The sequence below is a fragment of the Kitasatospora sp. NPDC005751 genome (genome assembly GCF_040630835.1).
GTDB lineage: Bacteria > Actinomycetota > Actinomycetes > Streptomycetales > Streptomycetaceae > Kitasatospora.
Genome location: NZ_JBEXYC010000006.1, coordinates 1 through 26,549 on the forward strand (window position 1 = coordinate 1; position 26,549 = coordinate 26,549).

The window sequence follows — 26,549 nt, forward strand, 5'->3', positions numbered from 1 at the left end:
CGCTCACCCCCGCGGGGGCTGCGCGACCCCCGCCGCCGGGGGGGGGTGGGGTCCTGTTTCACGTGAAACAGGACCCGGCCCCGGCCGTTTCCGCTGTGCTGCCGTTCCGCCGTTCCGCCGGGCTACCGGCGCGCGCGGGTCAGAGGCCCAGGTCGGCCAGGTCGTACGCGGTCACGTACGGCAGGCCGGTGGCCTCGACCGCGGCGGCGCCGCCCCGCTCCACGATCACCGCGACGCCGACCACCTCGGCACCCGCCTCGCGCAGCGCCTCGACGGCGGTCAGCACCGACCCGCCGGTGGTGGAGGTGTCCTCGACGGCCAGCACCCGGCGGCCCTTGACCTCGGGGCCCTCGATCCGGCGCTGCAGACCGTGCGCCTTGCCCGCCTTGCGGACCACGAACGCGTCCAGCTCGCGGCCGCGTGCGGCGGCGGCGTGCAGCATCGCGGCGGCCACCGGGTCGGCGCCGAGCGTCAGGCCGCCGACGGCGTCGTACTCCAGGTGCTCGGTCGCGTCCAGCATCACCCGGCCCACCAGCGGGGCGGCCTGGGCGTCCAGCGTGATCCGGCGCAGGTCGACGTAGTAGTCGGCCTCCTTGCCGGAGGAAAGGGTGACCTTGCCGTGCACGACGGCCTTGTCCTTGATCTGTGCCAGCAGGGCGTCGCGGTCGTTGCTCATGAGCGTTCAGTCTAGGGCTTGTCCGGCCTTCTAGCGTCGGCGCAGGGCCCTGGCCAGGACCACGGCGCCGCCGATCAGGGCCACGCCGCCGCCGATCATCCACGGCACCGCGCTGCGGCCGCCCGGTCCCGGCACCACGATGCCGCCGGCCTCGCCGCCCCAGCGGGACGCCGCCCGGGCCCGCGCGCTGCGGGCCGGCAGGGCGGGGGCGTACGGGCCGCGCGGCGGGGCGTGGTCGACCTCCTCGGCGGAGCGGCCGACGATGCTGCGGCGGACCGGGCCGCCGAGCACCGGCTCCTGCTCGTAGCCGAAGGGCAGGTCGGCGGGGAGCTCGGTGCCGGTGCCGTCCCCGGCCTCGGCGGCGGGGCCGTCGACGTCGGCGGCCTCCTCACGGTCGTCCTCCTCGCGGTCGCCGCCGATCGGGAGGCCGAAGCGCTCGGCGTCGGCGTCGGAGAAGGCGATGAGGTCGGAGAGGTCGTCGTCGAGGTCGTCGCCGGGGTTGTCCTGGTGGTCGTCCAGGAAGAGCACGGTGGCGGTGGGCTCCTCGTCGTCCTCCGCCACGTCCTCGTCCTCGACGTCGGTGTCCGCCTCGTCCTCGGCCTCTGCCTCGACGTCGGTGTCCTCGGCGGTGGCCGCCTCCCCGGCGTCCTCGGCTTCCACCTCGACGTCCGTCTCGACCTCGGCGTCCGCCGCCTCCACGGCGGTTTCCACCTCGGCTTCCGCCTCCACCTCGACGTCCCGCGCCTCGACCTCGGCTTCCGCCGCCTCCGCGTCGACGTCAGCCTCCGCCGCCGCCTCCGCGTCGGGGGAGGCGAGGGCGGCGGCGAAGCGGTCGAGCAGGCGGCGGCCGGCGCCGGCGAGGGTCTCGCCGTCGAACTCGGTGAGCCGGCCGGTGGCGCTCAGGTCGCCGACGAAGCGGACCAGCGTGGTCCCGGCCGCGGTGCCGTCGGCGGTGGCGACCCGGAGGGTGGCGGTGGCCTCGCCGCTGCCGCGCACCTCCTCGCCCTCGGCGAACACGGTGAGGACGCCCTCGCGGCCCTCGATCAGTGACAGCACGCCCTTGTAGGTGATGGTGGAGGTGCCGATCCGCAGCTTCAGCCGCCCGCCGATCTCCTCGGCGGACCCGCTGCCGACGGCGGCCGGCTCGGTGCTCAGCCCGGGGACGCAACGGGCCAGCAGAGCCGGATCCTGCAGGGCCTGCCGGACCAGTTCGGCCGGCATCGGGACGACAACCTCATGCTCCATGTCACGGAGCCTACCGACCGAACCCGCGGTGGTCCGCGCAGTGGCCCCTACCTGCCGTCGGGACGTCCCCGACCGGCCGCACCCGGCCCTCCGCCGACCGCTCGTGGCCGCCCTCCGCCCGATTCCGTCCGCTCCGCCCCGCCCGGTTCCGCCCGCTTCACCCCGGGCGGTCCGTCAGCGCGGCCCCAGCAGGGTCAGCGCGGCCGGCGGGCGGGCCGGGCGGAGGGCGGTCAGGTCGGCGGCGGCGGCCCGCAGGGCGTCCGCGGTGAACGCGCGCGGCGGCGGGGCGTCCGGGGCGAGGGTGAGCGGGGGCTGGGCGGCGGCGGCCAGCAGGAAGGCCTGGCTGTCCGGCGAGCCGGGCCGGCAGCTCGCGGCGGGGCCGCCCCGGACGGCGTACGGGACGGTCCGCAGCCCGGCGGCCCGCAGGCCGGACTCGACCTGCCAGAGGCCGTTCGGCTCGTCGTCCGCCCGGACGGCGAGCCGCCCGCCGGGCGCGAGCAGCCGGGTGGCGAGGCCGTAGAACTCCTGCGAGTGGAACTTCACCGTCCCGCTGTCGGCGGGGCCGGGCAGATCGGCGAGCACCACGTCGAAGGACGCCTCGCCCGGGTGCACGCCGCGCAGCCACTCCAGCGGGTCCGCGGTGGCGGTCCGCACCCGGGGGTCGTCCAGGGAGTGGCCGGAGAGCGCGGCCAGGCCCGGGTCGGTCCTGGCCAGCCGGGCGAGGGCCGGGTCGGCGTCGACCACCAGCACCGAGCGGACGCCGCCGTGCCGCAGCACCTCCCGCGCGGCGAGGCCGTCACCGCCGCCGAGCAGCAGCACCCGGGCGTCCGGCCCGGCCGCCATCGCGGGGTGGACCAGGGCCTCGCTGCCCCGGTACTCGTCCGGACCGCAGACCGCGAGCCGCCCGTCCAGGTACAGCCGCAGCGGGCCCTCGGCGGGGCCGGTGAGCACGATCTCCTGGGACCGGGTGTGGGCGGCGTACCGGACCTGCCCGCCGTACAGGGCCTGCCGGGCGGCGCGTTCGATCGCGCCGGACCAGACGGCGGCCGCGGCGAGCAGGGCGAGCACGAGGGCGCAGCCGCCCCAGAGCAGCAGCCGGGTGCGGGGCGGGGGCTCCTCGCGGAACAGCCAGAGCACCACCGCGGCCCCGGCGACGGCGTTGACGGCGCCGGTGACCAGGGCGCCGGTGCCGGGGCCGAAGAGCGGCAGGATCAGGAACGGGAAGGCGAGGCCGCCGATCAGCGCGCCCACGTAGTCGGCGGCGAAGAGGTCGGCCGCGGCCCGCCCGGCGTCCTCCCGGCGGATCCGCTGGACGAGCGTCATCAGCAGCGGGATCTCGGCGCCGATCAGGACCCCGATCAGACAGGTCAGGGCGATCATCGCGGCCTGGTACCGGCCGATCCAGGCCCAGCAGGAGTACAGGGCGAGGACGGAGAGCCCGCCGGTGAGCGCGAGCGCGCACTCGACCAGCGCGAAGGCCGTGGCCGGGCGGCGGGTGAACCGTTTGGCGAGCAGCGAGCCCAGCCCCATCGCGAACACCATGACGGAGAGCACGACGGAGGTTTGGGTGACCGAGTCCCCGAGCAGATAGCTGCCCAGCGCGACGAGTTCGAGCTCGTAGACGAGTCCGCAGGCGGCGCAGACGAACGCCGCCAGCAGGACGGTGAGCCGGGAGAGCGAGGGGTGGGCGCGCAGCCGGGCCCTGCGGCGGGCGGGCAGAGGGGTCAGGCTCCGCCCGGGCCGGGGTGGGCTGCCGTTGTCGAGGTCGAGTCCCGGCTGTGCGGGTGGACCGGCCGGATGGTTGATCACGAACAAACGCTAGGCGACGTCCGGTACGGATGGCTGCGTCCATTCGACGGACAGTGCGATACGACAGGTTGACGAATCGTTCCTGCGTGCGAATGGAGGCCGAGGTGCGGACCTATGGCCCCATCGGGATCGGCGGCCGTGCTCACCGGGTCACCACCAGGGAGGACCGCGTACAGACCAGCTGGCCCTCCTGCGGATAGGCGTGCCAGGTGCGCCAGAGCAGCCGGTCCGCGGCGCCCTGGGTGACCAGTGCGGTGAACGCGCTCGGGTCGCCCGGGAAGACGCCGGCCAACCCGCGGGGGTGGCCCTCGACCAGGGCCAGCAACTCCTGGGCGCGAGCGGCGAAGTCGTGCGGCGGCAGCGCCTCGATCCGGGCCGCGAACTCGTACTCCCAGCCGTCCACCTGTTTGGCCACCCGGGCGGGCAGTGGGGTCCGGCGGCCGGGCAGGCAGGCGACGGTCTCCAGGCATCTGCCGGGCCCGGCGGCGATCACCACCTGGTGCGAGGCGCCCAGCAGCCGCAGCTGGAGGGTGCCGGGCGGCCCGGGGCGCCCGGCGTTGGCGAGTCTCAGGTCGCGGACTGCGAGAGCGGGCAGCGGGTCGCCGCCCAGGCACCAGGCCAGGTCACCGGCGCGGGTGTCCGTGTAGGAGGTCTGCAGTGTGGTGAGCATGCTCGGCTCCGCGTTTCAGCTCCGTGCGCGCCCGCCGTGCAGCAGCGAGTAGGCCTGGGCAAAGGCGAGGCTGTTCGTGGCTGTGCGGTCCAGGGCGCGGCCGACCGTGGAAGGAAGGATTCCGGCTGGAGATTCAGCAGCAGAGAAGCACGAATACGCCGGGTCCGTCGGTGATTTACCCAACTTTGTCAAGCATTCACCGTTTCGAGCACCCCGGCTTCCCCGCTCTGATCGAGCCGGTGTGCGACTTTGCACAGCGCGCGCCCCTCGCCCCGGTTCGCGCGCCGTGCGCGCTGCTCGCACGCCACTCACGACGCGCGCACGCCCCGGTCCCCACCGCGCCCGGCGCACGGGGCACACGAAGGACCGGGGCGGGCCCGGCGAACCTCGGCCGGGGTCAATCGTCGCCCCCGGCAGATCAATTGACTATTCGTCAGGACGTGCGACGCGTCCCATCCGATGGTCAGAGCCGACCGAGTCGACTGACCGCCTCCTCCAGGACCTCGTCCTGCTTGCAGAAGGTGAAGCGGACCAGCGAGCGGCCGGCCTCGGTGTCGTCGTAGAAGACGACGTTGGGGATCGCGACGACGCCGCAGCGCTCGGGCAGGGCACGGCAGAACTCGATGCCGTCCTTCTCGCCCAGCGGGGTGATGTCGGTGGTGATGAAGTAGGTGCCCTCCGGTCGGAACACCCGGAACCCGGCCGCGCTCAGCCCGTCGGCGAGCAGGTCCCGCTTGCGCAGCAGATCGGCGCGGAACCCGTCGAAGTAGTCGTCGGGCAGCCGCAGGGCGTCGGCGACGGCGTACTGGAAGGGACCGGCACTGACGTAGGTCAGGTACTGCTTCGCGGTGCGGACGGCGGCGACCAGGGGCGCCGAGCCGGTGACCCAGCCGACCTTCCAGCCGGTGAAGGAGAAGGTCTTGCCGGCCGAGGAGATCGACACGGTGCGCTCGCGCATGCCCGGGAGCGCGGCGATCGGGTGGTGGGCGCCGCTGAACACCAGGTGCTCGTAGACCTCGTCGGTGACCACCAGCAGGTCGTGCTCGACGGCGAGGGCGGCGATCGCGGCCAGTTCGTCGGTGGAGAGCACCAGGCCGGTGGGGTTGTGCGGGGAGTTGAGCAGCAGCAGCCGGGTGCGCGGGGTGACCAGCGCGCGCAGTCGCTCCAGGTCGGGGCGGAAGTCCGGGGCACGCAGGGTGAGCGGGACGCGGACGGCGCCGGCCATGGCGATGCAGGCGGCGTAGGAGTCGTAGAAGGGTTCGAGGGCGATCACCTCGTCGCCCGGCTCCAGCAGCGCCAGCAGGGCGGCGGCGATCGCCTCGGTGGCCCCGGCGGTGACGAGCACCTCGGTGTCCGGGTCGTAGGCGAGGCCGCGGAAGCGCTGCTGGTGCTCGGCGATCGCGCTCCGCAGCTCGGGGATGCCGGGGCCGGGCGGGTACTGGTTGCCCCGGCCCGCGAGGACGGCGTCGGCGGCGGCCCGGGCGATCTCGGCCGGTCCGTCGGTGTCCGGGAACCCCTGGCCGAGGTTGATGGAGCCGGTGGCGGTGGCGAGGGCGGACATCTCGGCGAAGATCGTCGTGCCCATCCCGGCCAGCCGTCGGTTCAGCAGCGGCCTCGTACCCATTGCGGCTCCTCACGCCTCGTCGTCGGCCCCATCCTGGGGCAGCGGGTGGCCGGGGACAAGAACGGCCCGCCACCGGGGGTACCGGAGCGGGCCGTGCCGCGGAGCGGTGGCGGGAGGATCAGGCCTCGTTGGTGCCCTCGGGGGCCTCGCCCTCGCCCTCCTCGCCCTCGATCTCCTTCTGCAGGCCGAGGCGCTCGACGATCCACTGCTCGAAGCCGACGGCGGCCTGGGTCCAGTTGGCGGTGGTGGTGACGAAGTAGTCCAGGTTCACGCCGGTGCCGACGATCATCTGGGCCTCGCCGATCAGGCGGACCACGCCGTCCTCGTGCGTGTGGGTGTAGACCTTGGGCCAGAGGGTCTCGCGGTTCCACTCGTCGATGAGGTCGAGGATCTCGGCCTTGTCCTCCAGCGGGTAGGCGCGGTCGTAGAACGCGCGGACCGCGAAGAGCTCCTTCTGCTCGCCGCGGAACATGTAGTAGACGCGGAAGCCCTCCCAGGGGGCGGTGAGGTCGCCCTCCTCGTCCACGACGTGCTTGAGCTGCATCTGGTCCAGCAGCTGGGTCACCAGGGCCTGGTCCGGGACGACGATCGGCGGCGGGCCGGCCGGCCGACCTCCCTGGCCGCCGGGCTGGCCGCCCTGCGGCACGCCGAACGACGGGATGGACGACGGGTCGATGCTCATGGGGGTCCTCTTCCTCAGTGCACGTGGTGGCCGGCGATGAGAGGCCGCCCTTCCACCTCCCATCCTGCCTCATCCCGGGCCTGCCTCACAGGGGCGCCCGGGCGGCGGGCGGGCACCTGTGGATCTTGCCGGGGCCCCCGGTCGGGGCCGTGGCCACCGAGGGTGAGTGCGGCGCCGGGCCGCCCCCTCGGGGAGCGGGGGCGGCCCGGTCCGGGGGCTGCGCAGCGCTACTTCTCCAGCGGGCCGCGGGCCCGGACGGCGAGGTGGTCGCCCTCCTCGGCCCGTTCGACCAGGACGGTGTCGCCGTCGTGCACCTGGCCCGACAGGATGGCCCGGGCGAGCTGGTCGCCGATCGCGGACTGCACCAGGCGGCGCAGCGGCCGGGCGCCGTACGCGGGGTCGTAGCCGGTGAGCGCCAGCCAGTCCCGGGCGGCCTCGTCGACGTGGAGGGTGAGCCGGCGCTCGCCCAGCCGGGCGGCCAGCCGGGCGACCTGGAGGTCGACGATCCGGCTCAGCTCGGCGGTGCCCAGCGGCTCGAAGACCACGATGTCGTCGAGGCGGTTGAGGAACTCGGGCTTGAACGCGGCCCGCACCGAGTCCAGCACCAGCCGCTTCTTCATCTCCTCCGGGGTGGCCGGGTCCACGAGGAACTGGCTGCCCAGGTTGGAGGTGAGGATCAGGATCGCGTTGCGGAAGTCGACCGTGCGGCCCTGGCCGTCGGTGAGCCGGCCGTCGTCCAGCACCTGGAGCAGGACGTCGAAGACCTCGGGGTGGGCCTTCTCCACCTCGTCCAGCAGCACCACGCTGTAGGGGCGGCGGCGGACCGCCTCGGTGAGCTGGCCGCCCTCCTCGTAGCCGACGTACCCGGGCGGGGCGCCGACCAGGCGGGAGACGGAGTGCTTCTCGCCGTACTCGCTCATGTCGATCCGGACCATCGCCCGCTCGTCGTCGAAGAGGAAGTCGGCCAGGGCCTTGGCGAGTTCGGTCTTGCCGACGCCGGTGGGGCCGAGGAACAGGAAGGAGCCGGTCGGCCGGTCCGGGTCGGCGATGCCGGAGCGGGTGCGCCGCACCGCGTCCGAGACGGCCTGGACGGCCTCCGTCTGGCCGATCAGGCGCCGGCCCAACTCGTCCTCCATGCGCAGGAGTTTGGAGCTCTCGCCCTCCAGCAGCCGGCCGGCCGGGATGCCCGTCCAGGAGGCGACCACATCGGCGATGTCGTCCGGGCCGACCTCCTCCTTGACCATGGAGGAGGTGGCGTCCCGCTCCTCGGCGCCCTCCTGCGCCTCGGTCAACTCCTGCTCGGCGGCCGGGATCTCGGCGTACATCAGCTTGGAGGCGCGCTCGAAGTCGCCGTCCCGCTGGGCCCGGTCGAGGGCGCCGTGCAGGTCGTCGAGCCGCTCCTTCAGCTCGCCGACCCGGTTGAGGCTCTTCTTCTCCTGCTCCCACCGGGCGGTGAGCACGCTCAACTGCTCGTTCTTGTCGGCGAGATCGCGCCGGAGCCGGGTCAGCCGGTCGACCGAGGCCGGGTCGGACTCCTTCTCCAGGGCCAGCTCCTCCATCCGCAGCCGGTCGACGGCGCGCTGGAGCTCGTCGATCTCGACGGGGGAGGAGTCGATCTCCATCCGGAGCCGGGAGGCCGCCTCGTCGACCAGGTCGATCGCCTTGTCGGGCAGGAAGCGCGAGGTGATGTAGCGGTTGGACAGGGTGGCGGCGGCGACCAGGGCGGCGTCCGAGATCTGCACCTTGTGGTGCGCCTCGTACCGGCCCTTGAGGCCGCGCAGGATGGCGATCGAGTCCTCCACGCTGGGCTCGCCGACCAGCACCTGCTGGAACCGGCGCTCCAGGGCCGGGTCCTTCTCGATCCGCTCGCGGTACTCGTCCAGCGTGGTGGCGCCGACCATCCGCAGCTCGCCGCGGGCCAGCATCGGCTTGAGCATGTTGCCCGCGTCCATCGCGGAGTCCCCGCCGGCGCCCGCGCCGACCATGGTGTGCAGCTCGTCGATGAAGGTGACGACCTGGCCGTCGCTCTGCTTGATGTCGTTCAGGACGGCCTTCAGCCGCTCCTCGAACTCGCCGCGGTACTTGGCGCCGGCGACCATCGCGCCGAGGTCCAGCGCGACCAGCCGCTTGCCGCGCAGCGACTCCGGCACGTCACCGGCCACGATGCGCTGGGCCAGGCCCTCGACCACGGCGGTCTTGCCGACACCGGGCTCGCCGATCAGCACCGGGTTGTTCTTGGTGCGCCGGGAGAGCACCTGGACGACCCGGCGGATCTCCTGGTCGCGCCCGATGACCGGGTCGAGCTTGCCGTCCCGGGCGGCCTGGGTGAGGTCGGTGCCGTACTTCTCCAGGGCCTTGTAGGTGCCCTCCGGGTCGGGGGAGGTGACCCGGCCGCTGCCGCGGACGTCCTTGAACGCGGCGAGCAGGGCCTTCGCGGTGGCGCCCCGCTGGGCGAGCAGGTCGGCGACCGCGCCGCCCTCGGCGGCCAGGCCGACCATCAGGTGCTCGGTGGAGACGTACTGGTCGTCCAGGTCCTCGGCGCGCTTGCCGGCCTCGGTGAGCACGGCCAGTGTGTCGCGGGCCAGCTGGGGCGCGGCGACGGTGGAGCCCATCGCGCGGGGCAGTCCGGTCAGCAGTCGGCGGGCCTCGGTGTCGATCCGGGTCGCGTCCGCGCCGACCGCCTTGAGCAGCGGCCCGGCGATGCCCTCGGGCTGCTCCAGCAGGGCGATCAGGATGTGCACCGGCTTGACGTCCGGATTCCCCGCGGCGCCGGCCTGCCGGATCGCGGCGGACAGGGCGTCCTGCGTCTTGGTGGTGAACTTGCTGGCGTCCACTGCTGGGGTGTCCTCCTCGCTGATGGCGAACTGCTTCGTACGGGCGGCGGCCCCCTCGGCCACCGGCCCTGCTGAGTACAGCATGCACTAAGTTGAGTCTATTCCGCTCAACCTTCGGATGAACGCTTGGGGTGCCCGGAGACGGTGTACCGGTCGAGCCGCGGCGCGGGCTGCCAGCCGCTGCGGACCGACGGCCCGGTCCGCCGGGTCAGTACCAGCAGCTCCCGGGCCGGCCCGCCCGGCCGGTGGCCGGCCGGCCAGACCGCGCGCAGCGGCCGGCGCAGGTCCAGCCCCTCGGCCAGCGGCACGGCCACCAGCCGCCGGGTCGCCAGCTCCTCCGTCACCGCCAGCTCGCTCAGGCAGACCGGTCCGGCGCCGGTCATCGCCGCCGCCTTCAGCGCGGTCGACGAGGCCAGCTCCAGCCGCGGCTTGGCGGCGCCGCCGAACGGCGCCAGCGCCATCTCCAGGACCTCCCGGGTGCCCGACCCGGGCTCGCGCAGCACCAGTGGGGTGGCGGCCAGCTCGGGGCCGGTCACCGGGGAGCGGCGGCGCGCCCAGGGGTGGCCGGGCGCCACCACGACCACCAGCCGGTCGGCGGCCACCACCGCGCCGGCCAGCCCCGGCGGGGTGGACGGGCCCTCGACGAAGCCGAGGTCGGCCTCGCCGGCCAGCACGTGCCCGGCGACGTCGGAGGAGTTGGCCGTCCGCAGGATCACCGCCGTGCCCGGGCTGCTGTCGTGCAGCGCCAGCAGCCAGCCCGGCATCAGGTACTCGGCGACGGTCAGGCTGGCCACCACCACCAGCCGGGCGTCCCGCCGCTCGCGCAGCGCGTCGATCCCGGCGTCCAGCGCCTGCGCCGCCTCGACCACGTGCCGGGCCCACTCGACCACCAGCAGCCCGGCCTTGGTCGGCCGGGAGCCGCGCGGGGACCGTTCCAGCAGGGGGACGCCGATCTGTCGCTCCATGCCCTTGATCCGGGCGCTCGCCGTCGGCTGGCTCACGCCCAGCTCGGCCGCCGCCCGGCCGACGCTGCCCAGTCGTGCCACCGTGAGGAGCAGTTCCAGGGCGCCGAGCTCGGGGACGTGCGGGGAGAGAGCCATAGACTCAGGCTATGCCCTCATAGGTCGGTGGGCGCTACCGGTGGCCGGAGGCGGACGGCACGGTGGTTCCATGGCCATCCTCACCGGCGTCCGACCGCTCACCCGCACCGCCCGCTTCGACCTCGCCCAGCTCGGTCCCAACTGGTACGCCGTGGTGATGGGCACCGCGATCGTCGGCAACGGCGCGGCCGCGCTGCCCGTCCGGCTGCCGGGGCTGATCGGGTTCGGCGAGCTGATGTGGGCGCTCGGGGCGGTCGCGCTGCTGGTGCTCGTCCCCGCGCGGGTGGTCCACCTCCTCCGGTACCGCGCCGAGGCCCGCGCCCACCTGCTGGACAACCCGGCCACCGCGGTCTTCTACGGGTGCCCGCCGATCGCCATGCTCTCGGTCGGCCTGGGCACCCTCACCCTCGGCTCGCGGGTGATCGGCACCGGCCCGGCCGTCGCGCTGGACGCGGCGCTCTGGGGCATCGGCACGCTCTATGCCCTGGCGGTCGCGGCCGGCGTCCCGTACCTGATGATCACCCGGCACGCCGTCTCCCCGCTGGAGGCCAACCCGACCTGGCTGCTGCCGGTGGTCGCGCCGCTGGTCGCCTCCGCGACCGGCCCCGCCCTCGTCCCGCACCTGCCGGCCGGCACCGCGCAGCAGAGCCTGCTGTACGGCTGCTGCGCGCTGTTCGGGGTCGGGCTGCTGGCCATCCTGGCGCTGCTGCCGGTGGTGCTCACCGGGCTGGTGCACAGCAAGCTGTCCGCCCTGGTGCTCACCCCGTCGCTCTTCCTGGTGCTCGGCCCGCTCGGCCAGTCCACCACGGCCGTCCACCAACTCGCCGACGCCGCACGCCCGGTGGCGCCGCAGCTGGCACCGGTGGCGCTCGCCCTCGCCGAGCTCTACGGGGTCGCGGTGCTCGGGGTCGCGATGCTCTGGCTGGTCATCGCCACCGCGGCCAACCTGCGGGCCCGCCGGGCCGGGATGCCCTTCACGATGACCTGGTGGGCCTACACCTTCCCGGTCGGCACCTGCGTCACCGGCGCCTCCGCGCTCGCCCGGCACACCGGTTTCGCCGGGTTCACCGGCCTCGCGGCCGGGCTCTTCGTCCTGCTGGCCGCCGCCTGGGCCGTGGCGGCCGGCGGCACCGCGGCCGGGCTGGCCGGCGGCAGGCTGCTGGCCCGCTAGCAGAGCCGTCACGGTAGCGGCAAGAGCGGTCACGATAAGTGACCGGAGGGCGGAGGGGGATTCCGTGAGGGGATCGTGCAGGATCAGCGAAGGCTGCCCGATGGGGCAGTCCGGGTTCGGACCGCCCCGCTCCGCAGCCGACTGAACGGACGGTCGCCGCCCGCCCCGCCATCGCGCTGACCTGACCTTCCTTCCCCGGCCCCGGTGGGCCGCCCGGGGGCCGCCACGGATTCACGGTGCAGGTTCCTGCAATTGCGAAAACATGCAGTCGGGCGGCACTTGTTCACCGGCCGTCACGCTGTGATGGTGGAGACACGCCAAGCCGTCCGGGCGATCGCAGCCCGATGGTGGTGACTTGCTCTTCGATACTGGATGCGAGAGGTACGTCCGTACCTGCATGTCGGGGGGAAGAGCGCCGGCCGGGACGCCATGTGTGGTGATGGTCCCCGGGACCGGAACCGGCGAGGCGTTGCTGCTCCGCCTCGCCGGGAGCGCCCTGGGATTGGCGTGCTACCGGCGACCCCCGGGAAACCCGGGTGCGACGGCACCCGGTCCCCGGGGGGCCGCCGGTCGGCAGTACCGTGATCGCGTGCGGCGCGCGGTACCGCGACCACGATCGACCCGTGCGGGGGGCACGTGCGGCACAGGCAGATCCGAGACCCATCCGGCAGGGAGTGTTCGAGGTGACGGCGGATCCGACGGCCGCCCCGGGCACCAGCGCGCCGGGCGGTGAGCCCGACGAGGCGGCCCGGCAGCTCTACCTGGCCGTCCTCGCCCGTGGCGGCCGCGTCCCCGCCGCCGACGTCCCCGAGTCCGACCGGGCCGCGCTGCGGCTCCTGGTCGACATCGGCCTGCTGATGCCCAACCCGATGGACGCCTGCTACACCGCCGTCAGCCCGCGCTCGGTCAGCGACCGGCTCGGCGCCGAACTGCGCAGCGAGGCCACCCGGCTGCTGGTCCGCGCCGAGAACCTGCCCGGCGCGCTGGACACCCTCACCCGGGCGTACGACGCGATGCCCCGCCCGCCCGAGCGCTCCGGCGGCGCCGTCTACATCGAGGGCCACGTCCACATCCGCCAGCGCATCTCCCAACTGGTCGCCGACTGCCGGACGGAGGTCCTCACCGCCCAGCCGGGCCACCGCCCGGCCGACGCCCTGAAGATCGCGCTCCTCCAGGACCTCCGGCTGCTGCAGCGCGGCTGCTCGCTGCGCACCGTCTACCAGCCGGTCGCGGTCTCCGACCCGGCCGCGCTCGCCTACGCGGACGAGGTCACCCGGCACGGCTCGCAGATCCGGATCCTGGACGAGCCGTTCCAGCGCCTGTTCGTCTTCGACCGCTCGGTCGCGGTGATCTCCGCCAACGAGGACCACAGCACCGCCGCCTTCATCTCCGACCCGGCCGCGATCGCCTTCCTGGTCGGCGCCTTCGAACGCGACTGGGCCCGGGCCGACCCCACCGACTGGGCCGGCACCCTCGCCCGGGGCGTCGCGCAGGAGGCCCCCGACCGGGTCGGCCGGCTGCTCGCCAAGGGCCTCACCCAGCGCACCGTCGCCACCCGGCTGGGCCTCAGCGAGCGCACCGTGGCCGCGCACATCTCCCGGCTGCGCGAGCGCCACGGCGCGCAGACCCTGTTCCAGCTCGGCTGGCTGATGCGGGGCGGCCGCGATGACTGACGCCGCGATGACCGACGCCGCGATGACTGACGCCGCGATGACCGAGGCCCCGCTGCCGGACGCCGACGCCCGCGAGCTGTACCGGACCATCCTGCGCGAGGGCGGCCGGCTGCCGATCGCCGAGGTGAGCGCCCAGGACGCCCGGTCGGTCCGGCAGCTGACCGACGTCGGGCTGCTCACACCGCGCTACGCGGACGGCGTGTACAGCGTGGTGAACCCGCGTGCGGTCGGGGAGCGGATCGGGGCCGGGCTGCGCGAGGAGGGGGCGCGCCTGCTGGCCCGGGCGGCGCTCGTCCCGGAGCTGATCGACGACCTGACGAAGGCCTACGACGCCGCGCCCGGCCGGGAGGACCGCACCGGCGGCGCCCGGCGGATCACCGGCATGGGGCAGATCCGCCACCTGATCTCACAGCTCGCCGACGAGCACCACCGCGAGGCCTGGGCGGCCCAGCCCGGCGGAGCCCGGCCGGCCGCCCACATGCGGGACGCGCTGGAGCACACCCGCCGCTACCTCGCCCGCGGCGGCACCATGCGCACGATCTACGAGGCGAGCGCCCGCCTCGACGCGCCGACGGTCGAGTACGCGGCGGCGTCGGCCCGGCTCGGCAGCCCGATCCGCACCCTGGCCGCGCCGTTCAGGCGGGTGCTGATCTTCGACCGCAGGGTGGCGCTGATCCCGGCCGCGCCGGACAACACCAGCGCGGCCCTGGTGGAGGACTCCGCGACGGTCGCCTTCCTGGTGGACGTGTTCGAGCAGCAGTGGCGCCAGGCGGAGGGGGTGAACTGGTCGGCGCTGGCCGCCGGCGCCACCGAGCCGGCGGTGCACGACCAGATCGGCCGGCTGCTGTCGCAGGGGCTGACGCAGCGGACGATCGCCGGCCGGCTGGGGCTGAGCGAGCGGACGGTGGCCGGTCACATCTCGCGCCTGCGCGAGCTCTACGACGCGGAGACGCTCTTCCAGCTCGGCTGGCAGATGCGGGGAGCCCGGCCGGGGGAGTCCGATGGGTGAGCCGGGGTCAGCCGGTCGCCGCGCCGGTCGGCCAGTAGCCGGTCGGACCGACCACCGGGGGCTGCTGGCGCGGGATGCTGAACTGGTCGCCGGGGGCGGTCCAGAAACCCTCGCGCAGCGAGAGCGCCATGCCGGCCCAGTCGAGGGCGGTCTCCACGGTGTGGTGGAGGGCCTCCTGCGACCAGGTGTCGTCGAAGACCAGCGGCAGCACCGGGGCGACCTGCTCGATGGTGGCGATCAGCGGGTTGTGCGTGATCGCCTCGTCCACCAGCAGGACGATCGGCTTGCGCAGCGCCGACGCCCAGCCCAGCTCCAGGCTCACACCGGCGGAGAGCGGCGCGCCGACGTAGGCGAAGACCAGGTCGGCGGACTGCAGTGCCCGGAAGTCCGACGGCACCCGGGGCTCGGGGGCCCGGCCGGCGATCGTCCAGGCGTCACTGTGGTGGGCGCTGTACACGGCGGCACCGCTGCGCAGGAGCGTGGTGCGAAGTGTCGTCAGCCGCGTCCGGCTGGCCAGGGTCACCACGCTGTCCGCCGGGCCGGTCAACCGCATCAGCGGCGCGGCCAGGAACACACGTGCACGCCGGCCCTCGGGGGCCTGGCTGTCGTGGTGACGCAGGTAGGGCTCGGTCATGTCGACTCCGGGGGAAGGCCGACCGGATTGGGGGACGGTGCCGGCAGGCGTTGAGAGTAGTTGCTGCTTCAGGTGGATCCAGTGCCCTGTGGTGATGAAGAATTGACCGTACAGCAACAGGTTTTTGACCTGGTGCTGGACCATCGGGGGCGAACTGATCGTCTATCAGTGGTCACGCTCGCGTCCAGGTTTCTGCCCTGTCATCTGGCTGCCTGGCAGGGAGATGACGCCGCCGGGGGACAACGGGGAGGTGACACCACAACTCGGCGTGCGGCATCATGTGGACTCCAGTGCTATTAGTTCGGCTAGAGCAACTTTCGGAAAGGGAGTGGGCTGGTGTCCCGTATGTCCAGGCTTGTGCGCAAGGTCGTGCTTCCGATTGCCATCGCGGCCGGAGCTTTGGCCGGTGTCTGCGTCCTGTCAAACGGTACGCAGCCGCAGGTGGACGCAGGTGCCGGGGATTCCCGCGCCAAGGCCGCCGTTTACCTCGTCGCCAATGACATGAACTGGGGCTGACCGCTCCCTGTCATAGCGGACGTTCGAGTGCCGAAAGGCTCCAGGCGCGGGCGCCCGCCGCCGTTCGGGGCCCTCACTCCGGCCGGTGCTGCGCGGCTCGGCCGAGGACGTAGCCCAGCTGGAACAGGGAATCGACGTTGTAGTCCTCCCGCATCTCGGCGATATGTCGCGCCAGCGTGCGCTCGCTGATGCCGAGTCTGCGGGCGATGACCCGATGGTTCGTACCGGAAAGAAGCAGGTCGATGATCGTCTGGCGCAGCCGGGAGACCACCTGCTGCGGGACGGTGGTGTCGCCGTCGAACTCCAGCGCCCGGCCCCAGTTCCGTTCGAATACCTCTTCCACGAGATATTTGATGACCGCCGGATCGTGGATGAAAGCGGCCAGGTCGTCATCGCCCACCGGAATTACCGCGAGCCGCCGGTCGACAATGATGAGGCGGGCATAGGGCTCGTCCAGGGTGCGAAACTGATAACCCTCCTTCGCCAGCCGGGACACGTATTCGCGGGTGGGCTGGTGGTATCGGGTGCTCGCGTTGTAGATCGTGCGCATCGAAGCGCCCTGCTGCAGGCTCTTGAGGTCCCGTTCCATTCCCGCGGCGAGCAGCTCGGGCGGGCGGGGGCCGCCCGGCTGCATGGCGAGGCCCTCGGTCATCCCGGTGGCCATGCATTGCTGGAGGCGCTGATTGATGAGTGCTTTGCCCTGGACGTATTCGATGGGGCCGCCCGACTGGTCGGGGCTGTGAAAGGCGTCGGCCAATTCGCTGAGATCGGCCGGCAGGGCGACCGCGCGGGCCAGCAGGTCGAGGGCCTGGCGCTGCCAGGCGGAGCTCAGGCTGAAGGAGAGCTGGGCCGGGTCGACCGCGATGAGCGAGCCGGGTTCGTCACTGTCCGGAATGAGCAGACCGAGGTCCATGAGCTCGCGGAGCGCGGCGGTCTCGCCCGGGCCGGCGCCGATTGTCAGCCGGCCGTTGCCGTGGACGGTCCTGAGATAGAGCGAGCGGGCGTCGGCAGACAGTATTCGCGATCCGCCACCTGCGGGACCGGGCTGCTCTCGCCCACTCATCTTCGGCTCCCTGTCGTCGACCGGACAAGTAGTCAACGTTCTAAAGTCGGTTGTACCAGGCATCCTAGGTCGCGGTCACGGCCGGTAAGGACTGCCACCGACAGCTCTGCCTGCCAGGGGCACGCTCCGGTCCAGCACTCTCTCACAGACGACCGAGCCGCCGGCACCCCCCGATCAGGAGGGAGCCGGCGGCGGGTGCCGTGGTGGCGGGGTTACCGCTTGGGGCGCCAGACGACCAGTGCGCTGGACTGGCTCGGCGGCTGGTAGGGGACGAGATCCCGCCGGTAGGAGGCGTGGACGGCGGCCTCGCGCTGCTGGAGCGCGGAGGCGGCGCCTTCGAGCGAGTCGACCAGCTCGGTGATCCGCGACTGCAGTGCGGTGACCTGGTTCTCCAGCTCGATGATCCGCTTGATGCCGGCGAGGTTGATGCCCTCGTCCTGGGACAGCCGCTGCACCTCGCGCAGCTGCTGGATGTCGCGGCTGGAATAGCGGCGGCCGCGGCCCGCGGTGCGGTCGGGACAGACCAGGCCGAGCCGGTCGTACTGGCGCAGGGTCTGCGGGTGCAGGCCGGAGAGCTCGGCGGCGACCGAGATCACGTAGACCGGGGTGTCCTCGGTGAGGACGTAGTGCGGCGGCGGTGCCGCACGGCGGGCACGCGGGGCGCCGCCGGGCAGGCCTTCGCCGATGCCGGGCCCGATCGGGCCGCTGTCGGGGGTCATCTGGTCGTCACGCTCCCTTCGCCGCCTTGAAGAGGGCGGCTCGCGGGTCGTCGGAGGCGGTGGCCTCGCGGTACTGCTCCAGGGCCGTCAGCGCGTCGCCGGTGACGTGCTGGGGCACCACGACCTCCACGGTGACCAGGAGGTCGCCCCGGGTGCCGTCCTTGCGGGTGGCGCCCTTGCCGCGGGCCCGCAGGGTGAGGCCGTTGGCGCTGCCCGGGGGCAGCCTGAGCTTCACCGAGGGGCCGTTGAGCGTCGGTACCTCGATGGTGCCGCCCAGCGCGGCTTCGGGGAAGGTCACCGGCACGGTCACCGTCAGGTTGTCGGCCTTGCGCCCGAAGACCGGGTGCGCGTCGACGTGCACGGTGACGTAGAGGTCGCCGGACTGGCCGCCGCGCTCGCCCTGGGCGCCCTTGCCCTTCAGCCGGATGCGCTGGGCGTCCTGGACGCCGGCCGGGATCCGGACCTGCATGGTGCGGGCCGAACTGGCCCGGCCGCTGCCGTGGCAGTCGGCGCACGGGTCGTCGACGATCATGCCGCGGCCGCGGCAGTCCCGGCACGGCTCGGACAGCGCGAAGGCACCCTGGCCCCGGCTGACGGTGCCGGCGCCGACGCAGGTCGGGCAGACCCGCGGGGTGGTGCCGGCCTTGGCGCCGGTGCCGCTGCAGGTGCGGCAGGCGGCCTGGCTGGTCATCCGCAGCGGGACGGTCGCGCCGTCCACCGCCTCCTCGAAGGAGAGCGTCACCTCGGTCTCGACGTCCGCGCCGCGCCGCGGCTGGGCCTGCCGGCCGCCGCGGTTGAACAGGCCGCCGAAGACGTCGCCGATCCCGCCGCCGCCGGCGCCGCCGCCCTGGCTGCCGCTGAAGAGGTCGCCGAAGTCGAAGCTGTAGCTGCCCCCGCCGGGCCCGCCGGAGCGGAAGCCGCCGTTGGCGAAGAGCGTGCGCGCCTCGTCGTACTCCTTGCGGCGCTTCTCGTCCGACAGGACGTCATAGGCCTCGGAGATGTCCTTGAAGCGCTCTTCGGCCTTGGCGTCGCCCGTGTTCGCATCGGGGTGGAACTCGCGCGCCAGCTTGCGGTACGTCTTCTTGATCTCGGTGGCGGAGGCGTCCTTGGGCAGGCCGAGGACCTTGTAGTAGTCCTTCTCCACTCGCTCGCTCATGGCTGCCGCCACCTCCCGGAGTCAACAGGTAGGGATCCGGCGCGGGTGGGCCCGCCGGCCACGGATCCACCGGACTCCCCGCCGCGGGGAACCGGGTCAACGGATACGGCGCTGCGGAGCCGGCCGCCGTACTGGCCGGCGTACGACTCCGCAGCGCACGGGGTGTCAGCTGTCCGCGCCACCGTCAGCCTTGTCCGACTCCGCGGACTTCGCCGACTCGGCGTCCGGCGCGGAGGTGGTCTGGGTGCCCGGCTGGGGCTCCGCGACCGCCACCATCGCCGGGCGGATGATCCGCTCGCCGATCCGGTAGCCGGGCTGGAGGATCTGGACGCAGGTGTCCTCGGTGACGTCCGAGGAGTAGCTGTGCATCAGCGCCTCGTGCATGGTCGGGTCGAAGGGCTCGCCCTCCTTGCCGAACTGCTGGAGGCCCAGCTTGGCCACGACCGTCTCCAGCGACTCGGCGACGGACTTGAAGCCGCCCGTCACCTCGCCGTGCTCGCGGGCCCGGCCGATGTCGTCCAGCACCGGGATCAGGGACTCCAGGATGTTGGAGACCGCGATCTCGCGGACCGTCAGACGGTCCCGCTCGACCCGCTTGCGGTAGTTCTGGTACTCGGCCTGAAGGCGCTGGAGGTCGGCGGTCCGCTCGGCGAGCTGCTTGGCAGCGGCGTCGCCCGCGGCACCGGTGGTGTCACCGGCTGCCGCGGCCTCCTCGGCGGCCTCGATCACGGCCTCCTCGGCGGCGGAGTCGTCGCCGGGCTCAGCACCCTGCGGCTTCTCCGTCATGCCGCACCGCCCTTGGGCTTCTCGTCGTCCACGATCTCGGCGTCGACGACGTCGTCGTCCTTGGCACCGGCGGCGTCACCGGCCGGCGCGGCACCGGCGGCGTCGGCGTTGGCGTAGAGCGCCTGGCCGAGCTTCTGGGCGGTGGTGGAGACCTTCTCGGAGGCCTCGCGGATGGCCGCGATGTCCTCGCCCTTGAGGGTCTCCTTGAGCTCGCCGATGGCGGTCTCGACCTCGGTCTTGACGTCGGCCGGGAGCTTCTCCGCGTTGTCCGCGATGAACTTCTCGGTCGAGTAGACGAGCTGCTCGGCCTGGTTGCGGGTCTCGACCGACTCGCGGCGCTTGTGGTCCTCCTCCGCGTACTGCTCGGCCTCGCGCATCATGCGCTCGATGTCGTCCTTCGGCAGCGCGGAGCCGCCGGTGACGGTCATCTTCTGCTCCTTGCCGGTGCCGAGGTCCTTGGCACCGACGTGCATGATGCCGTTGGCGTCGATGTCGAAGGTGACCTCGATCTGGGGCAGGCCGCGGGGGGCCGGCGGGAGACCGGTCAGCTCGAACATGCCGAGCTTCTTGTTGTACGCGGCGATCTCGCGCTCGCCCTGGTAGACCTGGATCTGCACGGACGGCTGGTTGTCCTCGGCCGTGGTGAAGATCTCCGAGCGCTTGGTCGGGATCGTGGTGTTGCGCTCGATCAGCTTGGTCATGATGCCGCCCTTGGTCTCGATGCCGAGGGACAGCGGGGTGACGTCGAGCAGCAGGACGTCCTTGACCTCGCCCTTGAGGACACCGGCCTGGAGCGCGGCGCCGATCGCGACGACCTCGTCCGGGTTGACGCCCTTGTTGGCGTCCTTGCCGCCGGTCAGCTCGCGGACGAGCTCGGCGACGGCGGGCATCCGGGTCGAGCCGCCGACCAGGACCACGTGGTCGATCTCGGACAGCGCGATGCCGGCGTCCTTGATGACGTTGTGGAACGGGACCTTGCAGCGCTCCAGCAGGTCGGAGGTGAGCTGCTGGAACTGGGCGCGGGTGAGCTTCTCGTCCAGGTGCAGCGGGCCCTCGGCGGAGGCCGTGATGTAGGGCAGGTTGATCGAGGTCTCGGAGGACGAGGACAGCTCGATCTTGGCCTTCTCGGCGGCCTCGCGCAGACGCTGGAGGGCCATCTTGTCCTTGGACAGGTCCACGCCGTGGCCGGCCTGGAAGACCTTGACCAGGTGGTCGACGACCTTCTGGTCCCAGTCGTCACCACCGAGGTGGTTGTCACCGTTGGTGGCCTTCACCTCGACGACCCCGTCGCCGATCTCCAGCAGGGACACGTCGAAGGTGCCGCCGCCGAGGTCGAAGACCAGAATGGTCTGGTCGTCCTTGTCCAGGCCGTAGGCCAGGGCGGCCGCGGTGGGCTCGTTGACGATGCGCAGGACGTTGAGGCCCGCGATCTCACCGGCCTCCTTGGTCGCCTGGCGCTCCGAGTCGGAGAAGTAGGCCGGGACGGTGATGACGGCGTCGGTGACCGTCTCGCCCAGGTAGGCCTCGGCGTCCCGCTTCAGCTTCTGCAGCACGAAGGCGCTGATCTGCTGGGGGTTGAAGTCCTTGCCGTCCAGGTTGATCTTCCACCCGGTGCCCATGTGGCGCTTGACCGAGCGGATGGTCCGGTCGACGTTGGTGACCGCCTGGCGCTTGGCGACCTCGCCGACCAGCACCTCGCCGTTCTTGGCGAAGGCCACGACGGACGGCGTGGTCCGCGCACCCTCGGCGTTCGTGATGACGGTGGGTTCGCCACCCTCAAGGACGCTGACGACCGAGTTCGTCGTACCGAGGTCGATGCCGACCGCGCGTGCCATCGTTGGTACCTCCACGGAAGAGTTGAGCTTTACAGGCTCAAGGATGCACGACTCGGCGGAAGGCGTCAACAGCTATGAGTCCCAGCGGCTCAACTTTGCTGAGCCGAAAATCGCGCCGACCCGCCGGAAGGCGTGGTGCGCCGGGCTCGCGTGACTGCCGCCATACCTTGAGCATCTTCTGGAGGAGTGTTGACGGGCGGTAATGTCCGGGCCGTCGGCCCGGCAAGTTACCGACGAGTACACTCGCACGCGTAGAAACTCTCACCAGGAAGCCGCAGGAGACGGAGAGCCGATGCAGCTAGCAGCGATCGTCATCTCGCTGGTCACGTTTGTGATCGGCACCGCGCTCGCCGCCCGTGCGGCGATGTACATCTTCAGGGTGGTGCGGACGGGTCAGTCCGACCCCACCAGATTCGGCGTGCCCGCCCAGCGGGTGAAGACCGTGGCGGTCGAGTTCGTCGGCCACACCAGGATGAACCGCTGGGGCGTCGTCGGCATCGCGCACTGGTTCGTCGCGGTGGGCTTCTTCACCCTCGGCCTCACCCTGCTGACCGCCTTCTTCCAGCTGTTCGACGCCGAGTTCGTGCTGCCGGTGCTCGGCGGCTGGCTGCCGTACGAGCTCTTCACCGAGCTGGTCGGCACGCTGACCACGCTGGGCATCGCGACCCTGATCGTGATCCGGCTGCTCAGCCTGCCGTCGCGGTCCGGCCGCAAGTCCCGGTTCGCCGGCTCGATCGCCTGGCAGGCCTTCTACGTCGAGTACACGATCCTCGGCATCGGCCTCTGCATCATGATCCTGCGCGGCCTGGAGGGCGCGCTGGAGAACGTCGGCTCGTACGAGGCGAAGTACCTGGTCTCCTACCCGCTGGTGCTGGCCTTCAAGGGCCTGGCGCACGGCACGCTGGAGAACCTGATCTACCTCTTCGCGATGCTGAAGATCTGCATCTCCTTCGCGTGGGCGATCACCATCGGCATCAACCCCTCGATGGGCGTGGCCTGGCACCGCTTCCTCGCCTTCTTCAACATCTACTTCAAGCGCGAAGAGGACGGCGGCACCGCGCTCGGCGCCCTGCGGCCGATGACCAGCGGCGGCGCCCCGATCGACTTCGAGGACCCGGCCGACGACGCCGTCTTCGGCGTCTCCCAGGTCGAGCACTTCTCCTGGAAGGGCATCCTCGACTTCTCCACCTGCACCGAGTGCGGCCGCTGCCAGTCGCAGTGCCCCGCCTGGAACACCGGCAAGCCGCTCTCGCCCAAGCTGCTGATCATGAGCCTGCGCGAGCACGCCTTCGCCAAGGCGCCGTACCTGCTCGCCGGCGGCGGCAAGGACATGGAGGGCGAGGAGCGCGCCACCGCCGAGCAGCTGGCCGGCGTGCCCGCCGAGGCACTCGCCGAGGCCGAGCGCCCGCTGATCGGCACCGCCGAGGAGGGCGGGGTCATCGACCCCGACGTGCTCTGGTCCTGCACCACCTGCGGCGCCTGCGTCGAGCAGTGCCCGGTGGACATCGAGCACATCGACCACATCGTCGACATGCGCCGCTACCAGGTGATGATCGAGAGCTCCTTCCCGACCGAGGCCGGGACGATGCTCAAGAACCTGGAGAACAAGGGCAACCCGTGGGGCATGGCCACCAAGGCCCGCCTGGACTGGGTCAAGGAGCTGAAGAAGGAGACCGGCATCGAGGTGCCGGTGATCGGTGAGGACATCGACCCCGCCGAGGTCGAGTACCTCTACTGGGTCGGCTGCGCCGGCGCCCTGGAGGACCGCGCCAAGAAGACCACCAAGGCCTTCGCGGAGCTGCTGCACACCGCCGGCGTGCAGTTCGCGATCCTCGGCAAGGAGGAGTCCTGCACCGGTGACTCCGCCCGCCGCCTGGGCAACGAGTTCCTCTTCCAGATGCTCGGCGCGCAGAACGTCGAGACCCTGAACGCGGCGCTGGAGGACGCTCCGAAGAAGCGGATCGTCGCCACCTGCCCGCACTGCTTCAACACCATCGCCAACGAGTACCCGCAGCTGGGCGGCCACTTCGAGGTCATCCACCACACCCAGCTGCTGCAGCACCTGATCGACGAGGGCAAGCTCGTCCCGGTGAACCCGGTCGAGGGCCTGATCACCTACCACGACCCCTGCTACCTGGGCCGGCACAACAAGGTCTACAGCCCGCCGCGCGAGATCATGGACAAGGTCCCCGGTCTGCGCCAGCAGGAGATGCACCGCCACAAGGAGCGCGGCTTCTGCTGCGGCGCCGGTGGCGCGCGGATGTGGATGGAGGAGCGCATCGGCAAGCGGATCAACACCGAGCGCGTGGACGAGGCGCTGTCGCTCAACCCCGACATCGTCTCCACCGCCTGCCCGTTCTGCCTGGTGATGCTCTCCGACTCGGTCAACGGGAAGAAGAACGAGGGCGCGGCCAAGGAGCACCTGAAGGTGGTCGACGTCGCCCAGCTGCTGCTCGACTCGGTGAAGGCACTGCCGCCGGCCGAGCCGGCGGAGGCGGCGGAGACCGTCGACGCCTGACCGGTGACGCCTGACCGGTGACGGTCGGCCCGGTGCCTCCGGCCCGAGGGCGGTCGGCCCGGGCCACGACCGCCCGGCTGTTCGACAGTTCTGCTACAACTGCCCGGCCCGGTGGGTGCGACGAGCGCCCGCCGGGCCGGGCTTTTCGCCGGGCTCCGGTGCGGCTCGCACCCGGTCTTCCACCGGACTTGGCGCGGCGTTCTCCGGAGCGCCGCGCGGTGGGCGGGACGCCAACCGCCCGCCCGCCCGACCGGGCCCGGGTCGGAAGGAAATACAGTAGGCGCCGGACCGGCCCTGTGCCGGTCGACCCGTGCCGGCCGTCCGGACGGGTTTCCAGACCACTGACGGAGGTATCGGCCCGCCGGGCCGGGCCGCGGAGACCACAAGGGGAACAGCGCAGACCATGACCGAGGCGATCATGCTGGTCGGTGGTAAGGGCACGCGACTGCGTCCGCTGACCACCCACACCCCCAAGCCCATGCTGCCCGTGGCGGGCGTCCCGTTCATCGCGCACCAGCTGGCCCGCGCGGCCGCGGCCGGGGTGACCCGCGTGGTGCTCGCCACCTCCTACCTGGCCGAGGTCTTCGAGGACCACTTCCAGGACGGGACGCCGTACGGCATCGAGCTGGTCTACCTGACCGAGCGGGAGCCGCTCGGCACCGGTGGCGCGATCCGCAACGCGGCCTCCGGGCTGACCTGCGGCCCCGACGAGCCGGTCCTGATCTTCAACGGGGACATCCTGTCCGGCGTCGACATCGCGGCCCTGCGCGACGGCCACGTGGCCGCCGGGGCCGACGTCACGCTGCACCTCACCCGGGTCGAGGACCCGCGCGCCTTCGGGCTCGTCCCGACCGACGAGGACGGGCGGGTGCTGGAGTTCCTGGAGAAGCCGGAGACGCCCGAGCAGATCGTCACCGACCAGATCAACGCCGGCTGCTACGTCTTCACCCGCTCGGTGATCGACCGGATCCCGGCCGGGCGCGAGGTCTCCGTCGAGCGCGAGACCTTCCCCGAGCTGCTGGCCACCGGCGCGCTGCTGCGCGGTGTGGTCGACACCTCGTACTGGCTGGACCTCGGGACGCCGGCGGCCTTCGTCCGCGGCTCGGCCGACCTGGTCCTCGGCAAGGTCGACTCCCCGGCCGTCCCCGGCCCCACCGGTGACGCCCTGCTGCTGCCCGGTGCCACCGTGCACCCCGGCGCCGTGCTGAGCGGCGGGACCGTGGTCTCCGCGGGCGCGGTGATCGAGGCCGGCGCGATCGTCGAGGGCAGCGTGATCCTGCCCGGCGCGTCCATCGGCCCGGACACCCTGGTCAAGGACTCGATCGTGGGCGCGTACGCGACCGTCGGCGACCGGACGGCGCTGGACGGCGCGGTGATCGGCGACGGCGCGATCGTCGAGTCGGACAACGAGCTGCCGAACGGCATCCGGGTCGCCTGCGGCACGCTGCTGCCGGTCGGCGCCGTCCGCACCTCGGCCGGCCCGGGCGGCTGCCCGGCCGGTGCCTCGGCGGCCGCGGCGGTGCACGCGCCGGCCGTGAGCGCGCAGCGGTAGGACCCGCCCGACACGGCGCCCGGGGCCCCGCCCGGGGCGCCGTCGTCACAGGCTCGCTGCAAACCGGCTCCGGCTCGGTGCCCGACCGACACGGAGTCGGCCGGACGGGTACCTTCGGAGCGTGGCTGGTAATCGATACGACAGCGGTCAGGGCGCCGACCCCCGTGGCGGGTGGTCGGCTCCTCCCCCCTCGGCGGGGGCGCCCGGGGGGTACGGGCAGGCGGACGGTCCGGAGTACTTCACCGCTCCGCACCGGGGGACGGCACCGCGGCCGGGGGCGTCGTCCCCCGGCGGGCACGGCGGTCCCCAGGCCGGCGGGTACGACCCGTACGCGGCCGACCAGCCCGGGCACACCCGGGCCTTCCCGACCGGCGGCGACCCGTACGCGGGCGAGCCGTACCCGCAGCAGGGGTACCCGGCGGAGTACGGGCAGCAGCCGTACCCGCAGGGGTACGAGCAGGGCTACGAGCAGGGTTATGGCCAGGGCTACGACCAAGGGCCCGACCAGGCCTACGGCCACGGCCAGGACGGTCAGCCGGACAACGTCGCGGTGTACCGGGCCGGCGGCCAGGCCGCCCCGCACGCCACCGGCCCGCGCCCGCGCTGGCGCGAGCTGCTGATCGGGATCTTCCGCAACCCGACGGCCACCTTCGACCGCACCCGCGACCACCAGGTCTGGCTGCCCGCGCTCACCGTCTCGCTGCTGTACGGCGCGCTGGCCGTGCTGGGCATCGGCCTGACCCACGACGACGTGGTCAACTCGACCTTCACCAGCGCGCTCACCGCGATGGTCGTCGCCGCGATCGGCTTCACCGTGGCCGGCGCCACGCTCGGCGCGGTCACCTACGCGCTGGCCCGCCAGTTCGGCGGGGACGGCCCGTGGAAGTCGACGGTCGGCCTCGCCGTGCTGATCGGCTGGACGACGGATGCGCCCCGGCTGCTGCTGGCGCTCGTGCTGCCGTCCGACAACCTCGTCGTCCAGGTCGTCGGCTGGGCCACCTGGCTGTTCTGCGCCGTCCTGCTGACCACGATGGTCCGCCGGGTGCACGACCTGCCGTGGGGCAAGGCGGCCGGCGCCGCCGCGCTCCAGCTGCTGGCGCTGCTGGTGCTGATCAAGCTGCCCACCCTGGGCTGATCAGTCTCCTGTCCACCCTGGCTGTCCCCCTGGGCCGGTCGGCCTGTCCGCTCCGGGGCTGGTCGGCCTGCCCGTCCCGGGGCCGGTCGGCCGGTCCGTTCCCGGCCGAGGAACCGGGGAAGGCGCGGCGCGGGCCCGGGGG

The 26,549-nt window shown here is 72.7% G+C and carries 20 protein-coding genes and 1 pseudogene; 7 read left to right on the forward strand and 14 right to left on the reverse strand.

Annotated features, from left to right (window positions below; all coding sequences use genetic code 11):
• Positions 1–139 precede the first annotated feature (139 nt).
• The 8 genes from pyrE to ABZ497_RS08550 form a co-directional block, all read right to left on the reverse strand.
• Entirely contained in the window at positions 140–676 is a 537-nt protein-coding gene (pyrE, locus tag ABZ497_RS08515; RefSeq protein WP_329488728.1) for an orotate phosphoribosyltransferase, read from the reverse strand.
• 30 nt (positions 677–706) lie between these two features.
• Positions 707–1,921: an SRPBCC domain-containing protein gene (locus tag ABZ497_RS08520; RefSeq protein WP_359804035.1), complete on the reverse strand. Its 1,215-nt coding sequence runs from the start codon at positions 1,919–1,921 to the stop codon at positions 707–709.
• Between the two features lie 174 nt (positions 1,922–2,095).
• Complete coding sequence (locus tag ABZ497_RS08525; RefSeq protein WP_359804174.1) at positions 2,096–3,616, reverse strand: polyamine aminopropyltransferase; 1,521 nt, start codon at positions 3,614–3,616, stop codon at positions 2,096–2,098.
• Positions 3,617–3,872: 256 nt separating this feature from the next.
• Entirely contained in the window at positions 3,873–4,400 is a 528-nt protein-coding gene (locus ABZ497_RS08530; RefSeq protein ID WP_359804036.1) for a DUF2617 family protein, read from the reverse strand.
• 463 nt (positions 4,401–4,863) lie between these two features.
• On the reverse strand, positions 4,864–6,024 hold the full coding sequence (locus ABZ497_RS08535) for a pyridoxal phosphate-dependent aminotransferase (RefSeq protein ID WP_359804037.1): 1,161 nt from the start codon (positions 6,022–6,024) through the stop codon (positions 4,864–4,866).
• Between the two features lie 118 nt (positions 6,025–6,142).
• Positions 6,143–6,706, reverse strand: a complete 564-nt coding sequence (locus ABZ497_RS08540; RefSeq protein ID WP_329488724.1) for a YbjN domain-containing protein — start codon at positions 6,704–6,706, stop codon at positions 6,143–6,145.
• A 227-nt stretch (positions 6,707–6,933) separates the two neighbouring features.
• A complete protein-coding gene (gene clpB, locus ABZ497_RS08545) occupies positions 6,934–9,540 on the reverse strand; it encodes an ATP-dependent chaperone ClpB (RefSeq protein WP_359804175.1) in 2,607 nt (868 codons plus the stop codon).
• Positions 9,541–9,647: 107 nt separating this feature from the next.
• Complete coding sequence (locus ABZ497_RS08550) at positions 9,648–10,640, reverse strand: LysR family transcriptional regulator (RefSeq protein ID WP_359804038.1); 993 nt, start codon at positions 10,638–10,640, stop codon at positions 9,648–9,650.
• A gap of 70 nt (positions 10,641–10,710) precedes the next feature.
• On the opposite strand from ABZ497_RS08550, the gene ABZ497_RS08555 reads away from it, so the two are divergent.
• The 3 genes from ABZ497_RS08555 (at position 10,711) to ABZ497_RS08565 (ending at position 14,493) form a co-directional block, all read left to right on the forward strand.
• Positions 10,711–11,811 (forward strand): TDT family transporter, encoded by a 1,101-nt coding sequence (locus tag ABZ497_RS08555; protein ID WP_352288451.1) that lies wholly within the window; start codon positions 10,711–10,713, stop codon positions 11,809–11,811.
• 683 nt (positions 11,812–12,494) lie between these two features.
• Positions 12,495–13,484: a LuxR C-terminal-related transcriptional regulator gene (locus ABZ497_RS08560; RefSeq protein WP_329488720.1), complete on the forward strand. Its 990-nt coding sequence runs from the start codon at positions 12,495–12,497 to the stop codon at positions 13,482–13,484.
• Positions 13,477–14,493 (forward strand): LuxR family transcriptional regulator, encoded by a 1,017-nt coding sequence (locus tag ABZ497_RS08565; RefSeq protein WP_359804039.1) that lies wholly within the window; start codon positions 13,477–13,479, stop codon positions 14,491–14,493. The genes ABZ497_RS08560 and ABZ497_RS08565 overlap by 8 nt, the downstream gene beginning before the upstream one ends.
• Positions 14,494–14,500: 7 nt before the next feature.
• Here ABZ497_RS08565 and ABZ497_RS08570 read toward each other — a convergent pair whose 3' ends face one another.
• The gene (locus ABZ497_RS08570) at positions 14,501–15,127 is read right to left on the reverse strand and encodes a hypothetical protein (RefSeq protein WP_329488718.1); all 627 of its coding nucleotides are present in this window, start codon (positions 15,125–15,127) and stop codon (positions 14,501–14,503) included.
• A 357-nt stretch (positions 15,128–15,484) separates the two neighbouring features.
• Here ABZ497_RS08570 and ABZ497_RS08575 point away from each other — a divergent pair, with 357 nt between their 5' ends.
• Complete coding sequence (locus ABZ497_RS08575) at positions 15,485–15,643, forward strand: hypothetical protein (RefSeq protein WP_352288445.1); 159 nt, start codon at positions 15,485–15,487, stop codon at positions 15,641–15,643.
• Between the two features lie 73 nt (positions 15,644–15,716).
• On the opposite strand, the gene ABZ497_RS08580 is transcribed toward ABZ497_RS08575, so the two are convergent.
• The 5 genes from ABZ497_RS08580 to dnaK all read right to left on the reverse strand — a co-directional run bounded on the left by ABZ497_RS08580 (position 15,717) and on the right by dnaK (position 21,202).
• Positions 15,717–16,706, reverse strand: coding sequence for a helix-turn-helix domain-containing protein (locus ABZ497_RS08580; RefSeq protein ID WP_359804040.1), 990 nt, complete (start codon positions 16,704–16,706; stop codon positions 15,717–15,719).
• 212 nt (positions 16,707–16,918) lie between these two features.
• Complete coding sequence (locus ABZ497_RS08585) at positions 16,919–17,425, reverse strand: helix-turn-helix domain-containing protein (RefSeq protein WP_329488715.1); 507 nt, start codon at positions 17,423–17,425, stop codon at positions 16,919–16,921.
• Between the two features lie 7 nt (positions 17,426–17,432).
• Positions 17,433–18,581 (reverse strand): molecular chaperone DnaJ, encoded by a 1,149-nt coding sequence (gene dnaJ, locus ABZ497_RS08590; RefSeq protein ID WP_329488714.1) that lies wholly within the window; start codon positions 18,579–18,581, stop codon positions 17,433–17,435.
• Between the two features lie 165 nt (positions 18,582–18,746).
• Positions 18,747–19,367 carry a nucleotide exchange factor GrpE gene (grpE, locus tag ABZ497_RS08595; protein ID WP_329488713.1) on the reverse strand — a complete coding sequence of 207 codons (621 nt, stop codon included), beginning with the start codon at positions 19,365–19,367 and terminating at the stop codon, positions 18,747–18,749.
• Positions 19,364–21,202: a molecular chaperone DnaK gene (dnaK, locus tag ABZ497_RS08600; RefSeq protein ID WP_329488712.1), complete on the reverse strand. Its 1,839-nt coding sequence runs from the start codon at positions 21,200–21,202 to the stop codon at positions 19,364–19,366. The genes grpE and dnaK overlap by 4 nt, the downstream gene beginning before the upstream one ends.
• 292 nt (positions 21,203–21,494) lie before the next feature.
• On the opposite strand from dnaK, the gene ABZ497_RS08605 reads away from it, so the two are divergent.
• The 3 genes and pseudogenes from ABZ497_RS08605 to ABZ497_RS08615 all read left to right on the forward strand — a co-directional run bounded on the left by ABZ497_RS08605 (position 21,495) and on the right by ABZ497_RS08615 (position 26,407).
• Positions 21,495–23,720, forward strand: a complete 2,226-nt coding sequence (locus tag ABZ497_RS08605) for a heterodisulfide reductase-related iron-sulfur binding cluster (RefSeq protein WP_359804041.1) — start codon at positions 21,495–21,497, stop codon at positions 23,718–23,720.
• Between the two features lie 403 nt (positions 23,721–24,123).
• A pseudogene (locus tag ABZ497_RS08610) lies at positions 24,124–25,197 on the forward strand (NDP-sugar synthase); the annotation flags it as partial.
• A 196-nt stretch (positions 25,198–25,393) separates the two neighbouring features.
• Positions 25,394–26,407 carry a YIP1 family protein gene (locus ABZ497_RS08615; RefSeq protein ID WP_359804042.1) on the forward strand — a complete coding sequence of 338 codons (1,014 nt, stop codon included), beginning with the start codon at positions 25,394–25,396 and terminating at the stop codon, positions 26,405–26,407.
• Positions 26,408–26,549: the final 142 nt, after the last annotated feature.

Coding starts and splice junctions, on each gene's coding strand:
- pyrE (WP_329488728.1), bottom strand. CDS start 676: ATGAGCAACGACCGCGACGCCCTGCTGGCACAGATCAAGGACAAGGCC.
- ABZ497_RS08520 (WP_359804035.1), bottom strand. CDS start 1,921: ATGGAGCATGAGGTTGTCGTCCCGATGCCGGCCGAACTGGTCCGGCAG.
- ABZ497_RS08530 (WP_359804036.1), bottom strand. CDS start 4,400: ATGCTCACCACACTGCAGACCTCCTACACGGACACCCGCGCCGGTGAC.
- ABZ497_RS08535 (WP_359804037.1), bottom strand. CDS start 6,024: ATGGGTACGAGGCCGCTGCTGAACCGACGGCTGGCCGGGATGGGCACG.
- ABZ497_RS08540 (WP_329488724.1), bottom strand. CDS start 6,706: ATGAGCATCGACCCGTCGTCCATCCCGTCGTTCGGCGTGCCGCAGGGC.
- ABZ497_RS08550 (WP_359804038.1), bottom strand. CDS start 10,640: ATGGCTCTCTCCCCGCACGTCCCCGAGCTCGGCGCCCTGGAACTGCTC.
- ABZ497_RS08555 (WP_352288451.1), top strand. CDS start 10,711: ATGGCCATCCTCACCGGCGTCCGACCGCTCACCCGCACCGCCCGCTTC.
- ABZ497_RS08565 (WP_359804039.1), top strand. CDS start 13,477: ATGACTGACGCCGCGATGACCGACGCCGCGATGACTGACGCCGCGATG.
- ABZ497_RS08570 (WP_329488718.1), bottom strand. CDS start 15,127: ATGACCGAGCCCTACCTGCGTCACCACGACAGCCAGGCCCCCGAGGGC.
- ABZ497_RS08580 (WP_359804040.1), bottom strand. CDS start 16,706: ATGAGTGGGCGAGAGCAGCCCGGTCCCGCAGGTGGCGGATCGCGAATA.
- ABZ497_RS08585 (WP_329488715.1), bottom strand. CDS start 17,425: ATGACCCCCGACAGCGGCCCGATCGGGCCCGGCATCGGCGAAGGCCTG.
- dnaJ (WP_329488714.1), bottom strand. CDS start 18,581: ATGAGCGAGCGAGTGGAGAAGGACTACTACAAGGTCCTCGGCCTGCCC.
- grpE (WP_329488713.1), bottom strand. CDS start 19,367: ATGACGGAGAAGCCGCAGGGTGCTGAGCCCGGCGACGACTCCGCCGCC.
- dnaK (WP_329488712.1), bottom strand. CDS start 21,202: ATGGCACGCGCGGTCGGCATCGACCTCGGTACGACGAACTCGGTCGTC.
- ABZ497_RS08605 (WP_359804041.1), top strand. CDS start 21,495: ATGCAGCTAGCAGCGATCGTCATCTCGCTGGTCACGTTTGTGATCGGC.